This window comes from Streptomyces sp. NPDC047869 (assembly GCF_040704065.1).
Lineage (GTDB): Bacteria > Actinomycetota > Actinomycetes > Streptomycetales > Streptomycetaceae > Streptomyces.
In genome coordinates, this window is the sequence record NZ_JBEYRK010000005.1 from 139,210 (window position 1) to 153,097 (window position 13,888).

Genomic DNA, 13,888 nt, shown 5'->3' on the forward strand with positions numbered 1-13,888 from the left:
GTCCGCGGGGAGTGCCTACAGGGCGCCCTTGCGGGTGAGCTGGTTGAAGGCGAGCCAGCCGGGCAGCACCGGCAGCCACAGCGTGAGCAGCCGGAACAGCAGGACGGCCGGTGCGGCGACCTCCTTGGGGAGGCCGACGGCGATCAGGCCGAGCGTGAGGCTCGCCTCGACCGCGCCGACACCGCCCGGGGTGGGCGCCGCGGAGCCGAGCGCGTTGCCGGCGAGGAAGACCACGGCCACGCTGGCGATGCTCAGCGAGGTCGTTCCATCGCCGAAGGCGCGGATGGAGGCGTCCAGGCACATCACGAAGCAGGCGGTCAGCAGCAGCATCCCGCCGATGCCGGTGACGAGCTTCTGCGGCCGCTGGAGCACGTCGAGCATGCGCGGCACGACACCGGCGAACAGCGACCTCACGCGCGTGACGACGAACTTCCGCAGGAACGGCACCGACGTCACCACCAGCACCAGCACCGCCACCGTCAGCAGGCCGGCGATGACCGTCCGGGACGGTGACAGCGACGGCGTCTTCTCGGTGCCCGTCAGGTAGCCGAAGGACAGCAGCATCAGGATGTGGCAGCCGAGCCCGAACAACTGCGAGGCGCCGACGCTGGCGACCGCGAGACCCGGGCGCACTCCGGCGCGCTGCAGGAAGCGCGTGTTGAGGGCCACGCCGCCGACCGCCGCCGGTGCCACGATCTTCACGAACGACCCGGCGACCTGGGCCCCCACGGTCCTCGGGAACGGCACCCGCTCCGGTACGAATCCCAGCAGCGCCATCGCGGCGGCCACGTAGCTGAGCGCGGAGAAGAGCACCGCCGCCAGCACCCAGCCCCACTGGGCGTTGGCGACCAGCGGACCGAACTCGATGTGGGTGAGCTGCGTCAGCAGGAAGTACGCGCCGATCGCGCCGGCGATGAAACTGATCAGCGTGCGCGGCCGCACCCGCTCCAGGCGGGCCGGCTCCACCGGTGCCTGGGGCCTGATCCGCAGCACCTCGTGCCGGATCTGGGTGAGCAGGTCCTCCTCGCGGGCCTCGTCCAGGGCCTCGTCGATGGCCCGCTTCTCGGCCCGCTGTTCGGCCCGGACCGTCTTCTTGTCGGGTTTTCCGGGCGCGGAGCCGGCCGTCGCGGAGGCGGCCTCCTCCGCCCGGGCCTGCTTGGCCTGCCGGGAGGCCTCGAGCACCGCCTCGCGTTCGCGCTCGGCCCGCTCCCGGCCGAGGCGGCGCAGCGTCGCGCGCGTGGAGCGCGTCAGGGCGATGGGCTGCAGCATCGGCAGGCAGTCCGCGACCGCGTCCGGGCCGAGCACACGGACGGCCGAGGCCACCGCCCGCTCGGCGCCCGCCCGCAGGCCGAGCGTGGTGATCAGCTGGGCGACGTCCATGCGCAGGAGCAGGTCACCGGCCGCGATCTCGCCGCCGCGCAGCTCGGTGAGGATCACCTTGCCGGAACGATCCACCAGAACCGCGTCACCGGCCAGCCTGCGGTGTGCGATCCGCCGGGACTGCAGCGCCTGCGCCTGACGCCAGGTGTTGCGCAGCAGTTCGTCGGTGATCTCCTCGTCCGCCAGGGAGTCCAGCGTGCGCCCGCCGGTGTGCTCGTAGACGAGCATGACCGCGTCCGGACCGAGCTCGGAGGTGGCGATCAGCTTGGGCGCGTTGGCGCCGGCCGCGATCGCCGCGTACGCCAGCAGCGCCTCCTGCTCCAGGGCCTGGCGCAGCGACTGCAGGCTGGAGCGGGTGGCGAAGCCACGCAGGGTCAGGTTGCGCCAGGCCCGGTAGAAGAAGCCCTGGGCCTGCTGCTCCCGGTCGACGACCGTGACGTCCAGCGGCCGGCCGTCCTCAAGGGTGACGAAGTAGCGCCGGCCGCGGTCGCCGTTCTCCGACTCCACGGTCTCCTCGCGCGCCGCGGCGACCGGGTGGAAGCCGACGTGCCTGAGGCCCGCCATCAGCGTCTGCCCGGTGGGGCGGACGTTCGGCGAGCCGACCGCGTACAGCGTGCCGTAGGCGACGGTCCAGCCGATCAGCACGGTCAGGATGATCGAGAAGGGCGTCGTGTAGCCGGTGACGAGCATCGAGAACGCGTCGAGCAGCAGCACGATCCACAGCACCGCGCGCCATCTGGGTCTGCGGGACATGCCGACGGCCGTCATATAGGCGATGACGGGCGCCAGATAGCCGTGCACCGGGTCGGTCAGGGCGTGGATGTCGCCCGGCGAGGGCTGGGTGAGCGCCTCCTGGATGGAGCCGGGTGCGGCCCGGGCCACCCACAGGTCGGTGGCGAGGGTCACTCCGTGCGCGAGGACGGCCGCGAGCACGCCGTCGGCGATCCGCAGCCCGTCCCGTTTGATCAGCCGTTCGATCGCGAAGGCGACCGGCACCAGCAGGATCGCGATGCTGGAGGCGAGGCCCGCGATCTTGATCAGCAGGTCGGGGGCCTGCCCGGTGCCCTTGTTGATGTCCTGTTCGAGGCCCGAGGTGGTGCCGTGCGCGAACGCGGCGACCGCGAGCAGCACGACGACGGCGAGTACGCCCACGAGCAGCCGCATGAGGTCGGAGGGACGGTGCACGCGCGCGGGAAGCAGCGGTTCGTCACCCTCCACCTCCTCCGGGTGAGTCCCGTCACCGGATCCCTCGCCCGGCCGCGGGGTGCCGGGGGGCGCCCCTTCGGCGGCGTCCGCGTCGGTTTCACGCGCGCGCGTGGAGTCCTCGCGCGCGCCCTCGCCGGTCACGGCGCCGCCGTCCCGGGCCACCGCGCGGGTCCCCTCCTGGCCGGAGGTGGCGGCGTCGGGACGCGCGGACGCGTCAGGGGTGCCCGCCGCGCCTTCGGGGTGCACACCCTGCTGCTTCATCGTCTCTTCTTGGTCTCGTATCACCGGTCACCGCCCGCACGATGGTGGCATGCCCCACCGGCACTCGCGGGCATCAGGGTGCAGATGCGGGGTCGGACAGTCTGCCGCAAGCGCCGCCCGAGGGCGAGGGGCCCGCCCCCGGCCTTCCGCGCCGCGTTGTCGGTGGGGTGCGGCAGGATGGGGTGAATGAGCGAGCGGAGCCCTGCGGAGGACACCCGTGACGGATGCGAGGACGCGCTGCCGGAGTACGCGGAGCGGGTCCTCGAGGTCGCCGAGCTGATCCCGCCCGGGCGGGTCATGACGTACGGCGATGTCGCCGAGTGGCTCGAGGAGGGAGGACCGCGCCAGGTCGGCCGGGTGATGTCCCTCTACGGAGGCACCGTCCCGTGGTGGCGCGTGGTCCGCGCCGACGGCGTGCTGCTGCCCGGCCACGAGCTCGGCGCGCTCGCCCACTACCGGGCGGAGGGCACCCCGCTCAAGACGGCGGGCAGGAGCGCCGAGGGCCATCTGCCGCGACTCGACATGAGGCGGGCGCGATGGGACGGCGGCACGGGCACGGACGGTCACACCTGACAGCTTCCGCCATCGGATGCCCCCGAGGGGAATCGGTGGCCCGTACGAGGGACACGGGGGACGTCCGTTGCATGACGTACGTTCGTTAGCCGAGGGATGCGCGTGACGCCGGGGCCCCGAGGGGTCCGGGCGCCGTGAGGGAAGAAGCGGAAGCCCTGCTTCCGTCCGATGCGGCGGCGTAGCGTCGGCTGCACGTGCCCCCCTCACCCCGCGGCCACCGCCTCGCACGCGTGACCGCCCGCCCACCAGCACAACCACCAGGACCGGCGAACCACGTGAGCTCCTCCTCCACCACCAGCCGTCTGCCGCACCCTCCGGTGCGGCAGGGGGACCGTGGCGCCTACCGCCTGGTGCGTACCCCGCCCGCGGAGCCCGATCCCCCTCGACTGGACGCCGCCCAGCGCGCCGTGGTTGACCACGGCACCGGACCGCTGCTCGTCCTCGCCGGTCCCGGCACCGGGAAAACCACCACCTTGGTCGAGTCCGTTGCCGCGCGAATCGCCCGCGGCGCCGACCCCGAACGCATCCTGGTGCTGACGTTCAGCCGCAGGGCCGCCGTCGATCTGCGCGACCGCATGGCCCTGCGCATCGGCGCGGCCCGCGCGCCCCGGGCGACCACCTTCCACTCGTACTGCTACGCCCTGCTCCGCGCCCACCAGGACAGCGGTCTGTTCGCGGAGCCGCTGCGCCTGCTGTCCGGACCCGAGCAGGACGTCACCGTCCGCGGGCTGCTCGCCGGGCAGCCCGACCTGGAGCGTCTCGGCCTCGACCACGTGCGCTGGCCCGACGAGCTGCGCGCCTGCCTGACCACCCGCGGCTTCGCCGACGAGGTCCGCGCCGTCCTCGCCCGCAGCCGTGAGCTGGGCCTCGGGCCCGGTGCCCTGGACGCCTTCGCCCGCCGCATCGGCCGCCCCGACTGGCGTGCCGCCGCCGCGTTCCTCGCCGAGTACCTCGACGTCCTCGACCTCCAGGGCGTCATCGACTACGCCGAACTCGTCCACCGCGCGGTCCTGCTCGCCCACCGCCCCGAGGTCGCGGCCCGGCTCGCCGCCCAGTACGACGCCGTGTACGTCGACGAGTACCAGGACACCGACCCGGCCCAGGTGCGGCTCCTGCACGCCCTGGCCGGCGGCGGCCGCACCCTGGTGGCCTTCGGCGACCCCGACCAGTCGATCTACACGTTCCGCGGCGCCGACGTGAACGGCATCCTCGACTTCCCGGCGGCCTTCCCGCGCCCCGGCGGCCGGCCCGCGCCCGTCGAGGTGCTGCGCACCGCCCGCCGCTCCGGCGCCGCCCTGCTGGCCGCCACCCGCCTGATCACCCGGCGCATGCCGCTGACCCGGCTGCCCGCCGAGAAGGTGCGCGCCCACCGGGAGCCCGAGGCCGTACGCGACGGCGGCCGGGTGGAGGTGCACACCTACCCGACACCCGGCACGGAGACGGAGAACATCGCCGACATCCTGCGCCGCGCGCACCTGGAGGACGGCGTCCCCTGGAACGACATGGCCGTCCTGGTGCGTGCCGGTTCCCGGAGCATCCCGACGCTCCGCCGGGCCCTCACCGCGGCCGGCGTCCCCCTGGACATCGACGGCGACGACCTGCCACTGCGCCACGAGCCGGCGGTGGCCCCCCTGCTCACCGCCCTCCGGACGGTGGCCGAAGCAGAGTCACGGCAAGGCCCCGCGGGGGAGACGACCGAGTCACGGCAAGGCCCCACGGGGGAGGAGACCGAGTCATGGCCTCCGGGAGAGGAAGCGGACGGCGAGGAGCACGACGTCTCCTGGCTCGACGCCGAGACCGCGCTCACCCTGCTCGCCTCCCCACTCGCCGGCATGGACACCGCCGACCTGCGCCGCCTCGGGCGCGCCCTGCGCGAGGAGGAACGGGCCGCCGGGAACCCGCTGCCGGCCCCCTCCGACCAACTGATCGCGCGCGCGCTCGCCGAACCCGGGCGTCTCGTCGTCCACGACCCGGCCTACGCGCGCGGGGCACAGCGTCTGGGCGCGCTGCTCCGCACGGCCCGCGAGCGCCTCGCCGCCGGCGGCACCGCCGAGGAGGCGCTGTGGGACCTGTGGCAGGGCACGCCCTGGCCCGGCCGGCTGGAACGCGCCGCCCGGCGCGGCGGCGCGGCCGGCCGCAACGCCGACCGCGACCTGGACGCGGTGTGCGCGCTGTTCGCCACCGCCGCACGCGCGGAGGAACGCATCGGCGGCCGCGGCGCCCTGAACTTCCTGGAGGAGATCGAGGCCCAGGACATCGCCGCCGACACCCTCACCCGCCGGGCCGTACGCCCCGACGCCGTCCGCCTGATGACCGCGCACCGCGCCAAGGGCCTGGAGTGGCGGCTCGTCGTCGTGGCGGGCGTCCAGGAGGGACTGTGGCCCGATCTGCGCCGCCGCGGCTCCCTGCTGGAGGCCGACCGCATCGGCCGCGACGGACTCGCCGAACCGCTGACCCCGGGCGCGCTGCTCGCCGAGGAACGCCGTCTGTTCTACGTGGCCGCCACGCGCGCGCGTGAACGTCTCGTCGTCACCGCCGTGAAGGCACCGGCCGACGACGGCGACCAGCCCTCCCGCTTCCTGACCGAGCTGGGCGTCGAACCGCGGGACGTCACCGGCCGTCCCCGCCGGCCGCTGGCCGTGGCCGCGCTCGTCGCCGAGCTGCGCGCCACCACCGTCGACCCGGGCGCCTCCGCCGCGCTGCGGGAAGCGGCCGCACGCCGTCTGGCCAGGCTCGCCGCCCTGACCGACGAGGACGGCCGGCCCCTGGTGCCGTCCGCCCACCCCGACCGCTGGTGGGGCATGTACGAGCCGACCGAGAGCAAGGTGCCGCTGCGCGACCGCGACCAGCCCGTCGTGCTCTCCGGCAGCGCTCTCGACCAGCTCGCCAACACCTGCGCCCTGCAGTGGTTCCTGGGCCGCGAGGTGAAGGCCGACGCACCCGCCACCGCCGCCCAGGGCTTCGGCAACGTCGTCCACGTCCTCGCCGACGAGGTCGCCTCCGGCCGCAGCCCCGCCGACCTCGACGTCCTGATGGAACGCCTGGACTCGGTGTGGAACGCGCTCGCCTTCGACGCGCCCTGGAAGTCGGACCAGGAGAAGGACAACGCGCGCGCGGCCCTCGAACGCTTCCTGAACTGGCACGTCCTGGACCGCACCGGCCGCACCCCGGTGGCGAGCGAACAGGACTTCGACGTCACCCTCGCGGCGGGCGACTACCAGGTCCGCATCCGCGGCCAGATGGACCGGATCGAGGCGGACGGCGACGGCCGCGCCTACGTCGTGGACTTCAAGACCGGCAAGCAGGCACCCAGCGCCGCCGAGGTGGCCCGCCACCCGCAGCTCGCCGTCTATCAGCTCGCCGTCCGCGAGGGCGCCGCCGACGACGCCTTCGACGGCGCCCGTCCCGAGGCCGGCGGCGCGGAACTGGTGCACCTGCGACAGGGCGCGGCCAAACGCGACGGCGGGGAGACCCTGCCCAAGGTGCAGACCCAGGAGCCGCCCGCGGGGGAGTGGGTCGGCGAGCTGCTCGCCACCGCCGCCGGGAAGGTCCTCGACGAACGCTTCACGCCCACCACCGGCCAGCACTGCGCCCACTGCGCGTTCCGCGCCTCGTGCAGCGCCCGGCCGGAGGGGCGGCACGTGGTCGAATGACCTCCCACAGGCACCGTGACGCACGGCACCACATGCACTGACCTGCGGTTCCTCCTGCCCGGGCGGCCGGCGCGTCCCCGGTTGTCAGTGCCCGGCGCTAGCCTCTGACGACATGCCCGCCCGTATCACCGACCCCGAACAGCTCAAAGAGCTCCTCGGTATCCCGTTCACCCCGGAGCAGACGGCCTGCATCACCGCGCCGCCCGCCCCGCAGGTGATCGTGGCCGGAGCCGGCTCGGGCAAGACCACGGTGATGGCGGCCCGCGTGGTCTGGCTGGTCGGCACCGGCCAGGTCGCCCCCGAACAGGTGCTCGGCCTGACCTTCACCAACAAGGCCGCGGGCGAACTCGCCGAACGCGTCCGCACGGCGCTGATCAAAGCCGGCGTCACCGACCCCGACGCCCTCCCGTCGCCCGGCCGGCACCCCTCGCCGACGGCACCGTCCGCCGATCCCGCGTGGCCGGACCCGGACAACCCGCCGGGCGAGCCGGTCATCTCGACCTACCACGCCTTCGCCGGCCGGCTGCTGACCGACCACGGTCTGCGGATCGGGCTCGAACCCACCACCCGGCTGCTCGCCGACGCCACCCGCTACCAGCTCGCCGCGCGCGTACTGCGCGAAGCCCCCGGCACCTACCCCGCGCTCACCCGCTCGTTCGCCGACCTCGTCAGCGACCTGCTCACCCTCGACTCCGAACTCGCCGAACACCTCGTCGAACCCGAGGAACTGCGCACCTGGGACGCCGGCCTGCTGCACACCCTGGCCGATGCCAAGCTCACCAACGCCGATCTGCGCAAGGTCCCCGAAACCGCGGCCGCCCGCCGCGAACTGGCCGGCCTGGTCCTGCGCTACCGGGCCGCCAAACGCGAACGCGACCTGCTCGACTTCGGCGACCAGATCGCACTGTCCGCCCGCCTCGCCGGCGTCCCCGAGGTGGGCCGCCTGCTGCGCGAGGAGTTCCGCGTCGTGCTCCTGGACGAGTACCAGGACACCTCCGTCGCCCAGCGCGTCCTGCTGTCGGGCCTGTTCGGCGGCGGCACCGGCCACCCCGTGACCGCCGTCGGCGACCCCTGCCAGGCCATCTACGGCTGGCGCGGCGCCTCGGTCGCCAACCTCGACGACTTCCCCGAGCACTTCGCCCGCGGCGACGGCCACCCCGCCACCCGCCAGGCGCTCAGCGAGAACCGCCGCAGCGGCGGCCGCCTCCTCGACCTCGCCAACGGCCTCGCCGAACCACTGCGCGCCATGCACGCGGGCGTGGAGGCCCTCCGCCCCGCCCCCGGCGCCGAGCACGACGGCACGGTCCGCTGCGCCCTGCTGCGCACCCACGCCGAGGAGACCGAATGGATCGCCGACTCCATCGCCCACCTCGTCCGCACCGGCAGGGCGCCCGGCGAGATCGCCGTGCTGTGCCGCACGGCCACCGACTTCGCCGAGCTCCAGGGCGCCATGGTCGCCCGTGACATCCCCGTCGAGGTGGTCGGCCTCTCCGGGCTGCTGCACCTGCCCGAGATCGCCGACCTCGTCGCTGTCTGCGAAGTCCTCCAGGACCCCGGAGCCAACGCCTCCCTGGTCCGACTGCTCACCGGCCCCCGCTGGCGGATCGGCCCCCGCGACCTCGCCCTCCTCGGCCGCCGCGCCCGCCGACTGGTCGCCCACGCGCGTGCGGACGGCACCGACGACCCCGAGCGCAGGCTCGCCGAGGCCGTCGAGGGAACCGACCCCTCCGAGGTGATATCGCTCGCGGACGCCCTGGACACGTTCCTGGAGTCACCTCTGCACGAGGACGAGCGGGACGACGACACACTGCCGTTCTCCCCGGACGCGCGCGTGCGCTTCGCCTACCTCGCCAGGGAACTTCGTGACCTGCGCCGCTCCCTGTCCGACCCGCTCATGGACGTCCTGCACCGCGTCCTCGCCGTCACCGGCCTGGAAGTGGAGCTGTCCGCCTCCCCGCACGCGCTCGCCGCGCGCCGCCGCGAGACCCTGTCCAACTTCCTCGACGTCGCCGCCTCCTTCGCTGCCGGCGACGGCGAGGCCACCCTGCTGGCCTTCCTCGGCTACCTGCGCACCGCCGCCCAGTACGAGAAGGGCCTCGACAACGCCCTGCCCGGCGGCGAGAACACCGTCAAGGTGCTCACCGCGCACAAGTCCAAGGGACTGGAGTGGGACGTCGTGGTGGTCCCCGGACTGGTGAACGGCACCTTCCCGAGCGCCCAGGGCCGTGAGAAGTGGACCGCGCAGGCCAAGGTGCTGCCGCACGCCCTGCGCGGCGACACCGACACCCTGCCCGACATCGGCTCCTGGGACTCCCGGGGCATGAAGGCCTTCCACGAGGCCATGAAGGAGCACCAGCACACCGAGGAACTCCGCCTCGGGTACGTCACCTTCACCCGCCCCCGCTCCCTGCTCCTCGGCTCCGGCCACTGGTGGGGGCCCAGCCAGAAGAAGCCGCGCGGGCCCTCAGACTTCCTCCGGGCCCTGCACGACCACTGCGCCGCCGGCCACGGCGAGATCGAGGCCTGGGCCGACGAGCCCGCAGAGGACGAGGAGAACCCGGCGCTCCACACGGCCGGCGCCGAACAGGCGTGGCCGCTGCCGCTGGACGACACCGCCCTGGCCCGGCGCCGCGCGGCCGCCGGCACCGTTCGCGCCCACCTGGACGCCCTGGCCGCCCGGCAGCACACCCGGCCGCCCGCCGACCACGGGCCCGGCACCCTCGACGACCCGGACTGGCCGACACCGCCGGACGACGAGGACTTCCCGTACGACGACGACCCGTACGACGACGACCCGTACGACGACGAGATGCCCCACGAGGCGGAATCCGCGTACGACGAGCACGCGCCCTCCCCGGAGGAGCCCGGCGGCTGGGACTCCTGGACCGCCGGCCGGCCGGCCGTCCCCCACCAGGCGCCCGTCCCCGACGAGCGGACCCACCGCCGAGAGCACACCCACCCCGCAGGACCCGCGCTCCCCGCACCCCACCCTCCGGACGAGACCCCTGTCACACTCGAGGAGGCCCGCGCCATCGCCTCCTGGGACCGCGACCTCGACGCGCTCACCGGCGAGCTGCTGCGCGCCCGCCGCGGCATCACCGACGTCCCCCTGCCGGCCACCCTCACCGCGTCCCAGCTGATGCGCCTCGCCCAGGACCCCGACGGGCTCGCACAGGAACTCGCGCGCCCCATGCCACAGCCCCCGCAACCCGCCGCGCGCCGGGGCACCCGCTTCCACGCCTGGGTCGAAGCCCGCTTCGAGGAACTCACCCTGCCCATGCTCGAACCGGACGAGCTGCCCGGCAGCGAGGCCGAGATCACCGACGAGCGCGACCTCGAAGCCCTCAAGGAGGCCTTCGAACGCACCGAGTACGCCCACCGCACCCCCTGGCGGATCGAGGCCCCCTTCCAGCTCACCCTCGCCGGCCGGGTCGTACGCGGCCGCATCGACGCCGTCTACAAGAACGGCGACGGCGACCGGGCCACCTACGAGATCATCGACTGGAAGACCCACCGCGCCCACACCGCCGACCCCCTCCAGCTCGCCGTGTACCGGCTCGCCTGGGCCGAGCAGCAGGGCGTACCGCCCGACTCGGTCACGGCCGCCTTCCTGTACGTACGCACCGGCGAGGTGGTACGCCCCGAGGCCCTGCCGGACCGCGCCGCCCTGGAACGGCTGCTCACCGACGATCACCCGGACCACCCGCGAGAGGCGGCCGAGGGCACCCGAGTGTGACGAACCGCCCGCCGAGGATGCCCCCGCGGGCCGATAGGCTCGTGAGTATGAGCCAGACCCCGGACAGCGCCGTCCGTACGTACATCGAAGAGCACAGCGCCGCCTTCCTCGACGACCTCACCGCATGGCTGCGCATCCCCTCCGTGTCGGCCCAGCCCGAGCACGCACCCGATGTACGGCGCAGCGCCGACTGGCTCGCCGCCAAGCTCAAGGAGACCGGCTTCCCGACCGCCGAGGTCTGGCCGACCCCGGGCGCCCCGGCCGTCTTCGCCGAATGGCCCTCCGGTGACCCCCAGGCGCCCACGGTCCTCGTCTACGGCCACCACGACGTGCAGCCCGCCGCCCTCGAGGACGGCTGGGACAGCGAGCCCTTCGAGCCCGTCGTCCGCGGGAACCGCCTCCACGCGCGCGGGGCCGCCGACGACAAGGGCCAGGTGTTCTTCCACACACTCGGTGTCCGTGCCCACCTCGCCGCCACCGACCGCACCGCCCCCGCGGTCAACCTCAAACTCCTGATCGAGGGCGAGGAGGAGTCCGGCTCCCCGCACTTCCGCGGCCTCGTGGAGGAGCGTGCCGAACGGCTCGCCGCCGACGCCGTCATCGTCTCCGACACCGGCATGTGGTCCGAGGACACCCCGACCGTCTGCACCGGCATGCGCGGCCTCGCCGAGTGCGAGATCCGCCTGTACGGCCCCGACCAGGACATCCACTCCGGCTCCTTCGGCGGTGCCGTACCCAACCCCGCCACCGCCGCGGCCCGCCTGGTCGCCGCACTGCACGACGAGCACGCGCGCGTGGCCGTCCCCGGCTTCTACGACGGCATCGTCGAGCTGACCGACCGCGAACGCCAGCTGTTCGCCCAGCTCCCCTTCGACGAGGCGACGTGGCTGCGCACCGCCAAGTCGCGCGCCACCCACGGCGAGGCCGGACACACCACCCTGGAACGCATCTGGGCCCGCCCCACCGCTGAGGTCAACGGCATCGGCGGCGGCTACCAGGGCCCCGGCAGCAAGACGATCGTCCCGTCCTCCGCCACGGTGAAGCTCTCCTTCCGGCTGGTCGCCGGCCAGGACCCCGACCACATCGAGAAGGCCGTCCGCGCCTGGGCCGCCGAGCAGCTGCCCGAGGGCATCCGGCACGAGATCGACTTCGGCTCCGCCACCCGCCCGTGCCTGACCCCCCTCGACCACCCCGCACTGCAGTCCGTGGTCCGTGCCATGAGCCGCGCCTTCCAGGGGCCCGTCCGTTACACCCGCGAGGGCGGCTCCGGCCCCGCCGCCGACCTCCAGGAGGTCCTCGGAGCCCCCGTCCTCTTCCTCGGCATCTCCGTCCCCTCCGACGGCTGGCACGCCCCCAACGAGAAGGTCGAGCTCGACCTCCTCCTCAAGGGCGTCGAGACCAGCGCCTACCTGTGGGGCGACCTCGCCGCGAACTGGCGGCACGCCCCCTGACCGGCAAGCGCCGTACGGGACGGCACCGCGCGCGGGGCACACTGGAATTACCGCCCGCTCGCCCCGCCCGCGCCCGGCCCGGTGCCCTCACGCCCCACGTCCGCCGAACCACCCGCCGAAACGAACCGTTGCACCTTGCACTGGGGGAGTTGGAAGCACCCGTGACCACCTGGACCGACCAGACCGCCGACCGCCCCATCTCGCTGACCGCCCCGAGCGGCATCGACCGCGCCGCCCACCACCGGCTCGACGAAGCCTGGCTCGCGGCGGCGTGGAGCCACCCCACGACCCGCTGCTTCGTGGTCTCCGGCGGCCAGGTGCTCATCGACGAGACGCCCGACGGCCGTACCGAACTCGTCATGACCCCCTCCTTCGAGGCGCCGCTCACCGAAGCCCACCGCTACTTCCTCGGCAACGACGAGGAAGGCGTCAGCTACTTCGCGCTCCAGAAGGACGCCCTGCCCGGTCGTATCGACCAGTCCGCGCGCCCGGCGGGCCTGCGCGAGGCCGGACTGCTGCTGTCGCCGCGGGACGCGGGCCTCATGGTGCACGCCGTCGGCCTGGAGAACTGGCAGCGCACCCACCGCTTCTGCTCCCGCTGCGGCGAGCGCACGGTCATCGCCGCCGCCGGCCACATCCGCCGCTGCCCGGCCTGCGGCGCCGAGCACTACCCGCGCACCGACCCGGCCGTGATCATGGCCGTCACCGACGAGGACGACCGGATCCTGCTCGGCCGGCAGGTCCACTGGCCCGAGGGCCGTTTCTCCACGCTCGCCGGTTTCGTCGAGCCCGGCGAGTCCATCGAGCAGTCCGTACGCCGCGAGGTCTTCGAGGAGGCCGGCGTCCACGTCGGCCCGGTCGAGTACGTGGCCAGCCAGCCCTGGCCCTTCCCGTCCAGCCTCATGCTGGGCTTCATGGCCCGTGCCACCTCCACCGAGATCACCGTCGACGGCGACGAGATCCACGAGGCCCGCTGGTTCTCCCGCGAGGACCTGTGCACGGCCTTCGAGACCGGCGAGGTGCTGCCGCCCTACGGCATCTCCATCGCCGCCCGCCTGATCGGGATGTGGTACGGCAAGCCGCTGCCGACCCGGAGCGTCATCTGAGACACCGGGCGGTCCACCGTCCACGACCCCGTCGGCCGACCGAGGCAGGCGGGGTCCCGTCTTCCGAGGGGAGCAGGGGACGCCCCTTCCTCGCGGCCTCGAAGTGCTCGTCCCTGAGCGCGTCGTGACCGTGCTCGGCGGCGAACCGCTCGACGCGGCCGAGCGGAGAGTCGGGCGGCACACGAAACCCCCGACCGGCCATCGAGGTCGTCGGGGGTCGTGCGGCGCGAGGGTCAGGCGGTGAGGGCCTGCTTGACCTGGGCGAGGCTCGGGTTAGTCATCACGACCTCGTTGCCACCGGAGGTGGGAAGCACCCGGACGGTCGGGACCGTCTGATTTCCGCCGTTCGCCTTCTCCACGAAGGCGGCGGACTCGGGGTCCTGCTCGATGTTGATCTCGGTGTAGGCGATGCCCTCGCGGTCCAGCTGGCTCTTCAGCCGACGGCAGTAGCCACACCAAGTCGTGCTGTACATCGTCACAGTGCCCTGCATGTCTCTCGCGCTCCTCAGGCAGCTCGGGGAA

At 73.8% G+C, this 13,888-nt stretch carries 7 protein-coding genes; 5 read left to right on the plus strand and 2 right to left on the minus strand.

Features of this window, described 5'->3' with window-relative positions; translation table 11 throughout:
* Nucleotides 1-15: 15 nt before the first annotated feature.
* Nucleotides 16-2,847 (minus strand): lysylphosphatidylglycerol synthase transmembrane domain-containing protein, encoded by a 2,832-nt coding sequence (locus AB0924_RS09240; RefSeq protein WP_366911050.1) that lies wholly within the window; start codon nucleotides 2,845-2,847, stop codon nucleotides 16-18.
* 186 nt (nucleotides 2,848-3,033) lie between these two features.
* Here AB0924_RS09240 and AB0924_RS09245 point away from each other — a divergent pair, with 186 nt between their 5' ends.
* The 5 genes from AB0924_RS09245 to nudC all read left to right on the plus strand — a co-directional run bounded on the left by AB0924_RS09245 (nucleotide 3,034) and on the right by nudC (nucleotide 13,366).
* Nucleotides 3,034-3,420, plus strand: coding sequence for an MGMT family protein (locus AB0924_RS09245; RefSeq protein ID WP_358927520.1), 387 nt, complete (start codon nucleotides 3,034-3,036; stop codon nucleotides 3,418-3,420).
* Between the two features lie 275 nt (nucleotides 3,421-3,695).
* Complete coding sequence (locus AB0924_RS09250; RefSeq protein WP_358927521.1) at nucleotides 3,696-7,073, plus strand: ATP-dependent DNA helicase; 3,378 nt, start codon at nucleotides 3,696-3,698, stop codon at nucleotides 7,071-7,073.
* Between the two features lie 112 nt (nucleotides 7,074-7,185).
* Entirely contained in the window at nucleotides 7,186-10,809 is a 3,624-nt protein-coding gene (locus tag AB0924_RS09255) for an ATP-dependent DNA helicase (RefSeq protein ID WP_366911051.1), read from the plus strand.
* Nucleotides 10,810-10,856: 47 nt separating this feature from the next.
* Nucleotides 10,857-12,260: a dipeptidase gene (locus tag AB0924_RS09260; RefSeq protein ID WP_366911053.1), complete on the plus strand. Its 1,404-nt coding sequence runs from the start codon at nucleotides 10,857-10,859 to the stop codon at nucleotides 12,258-12,260.
* Nucleotides 12,261-12,421: 161 nt separating this feature from the next.
* Entirely contained in the window at nucleotides 12,422-13,366 is a 945-nt protein-coding gene (gene nudC, locus AB0924_RS09265; RefSeq protein WP_358927524.1) for an NAD(+) diphosphatase, read from the plus strand.
* A 233-nt stretch (nucleotides 13,367-13,599) separates the two neighbouring features.
* On the opposite strand, the gene AB0924_RS09270 is transcribed toward nudC, so the two are convergent.
* On the minus strand, nucleotides 13,600-13,857 hold the full coding sequence (locus AB0924_RS09270; protein WP_358927525.1) for a mycoredoxin: 258 nt from the start codon (nucleotides 13,855-13,857) through the stop codon (nucleotides 13,600-13,602).
* Nucleotides 13,858-13,888 lie beyond the last annotated feature (31 nt).

Coding starts and splice junctions, on each gene's coding strand:
- AB0924_RS09255 (WP_366911051.1), top strand. CDS start 7,186: ATGCCCGCCCGTATCACCGACCCCGAACAGCTCAAAGAGCTCCTCGGT.
- AB0924_RS09260 (WP_366911053.1), top strand. CDS start 10,857: ATGAGCCAGACCCCGGACAGCGCCGTCCGTACGTACATCGAAGAGCAC.
- AB0924_RS09240 (WP_366911050.1), bottom strand. CDS start 2,847: ATGAAGCAGCAGGGTGTGCACCCCGAAGGCGCGGCGGGCACCCCTGAC.
- AB0924_RS09245 (WP_358927520.1), top strand. CDS start 3,034: ATGAGCGAGCGGAGCCCTGCGGAGGACACCCGTGACGGATGCGAGGAC.
- AB0924_RS09270 (WP_358927525.1), bottom strand. CDS start 13,857: ATGCAGGGCACTGTGACGATGTACAGCACGACTTGGTGTGGCTACTGC.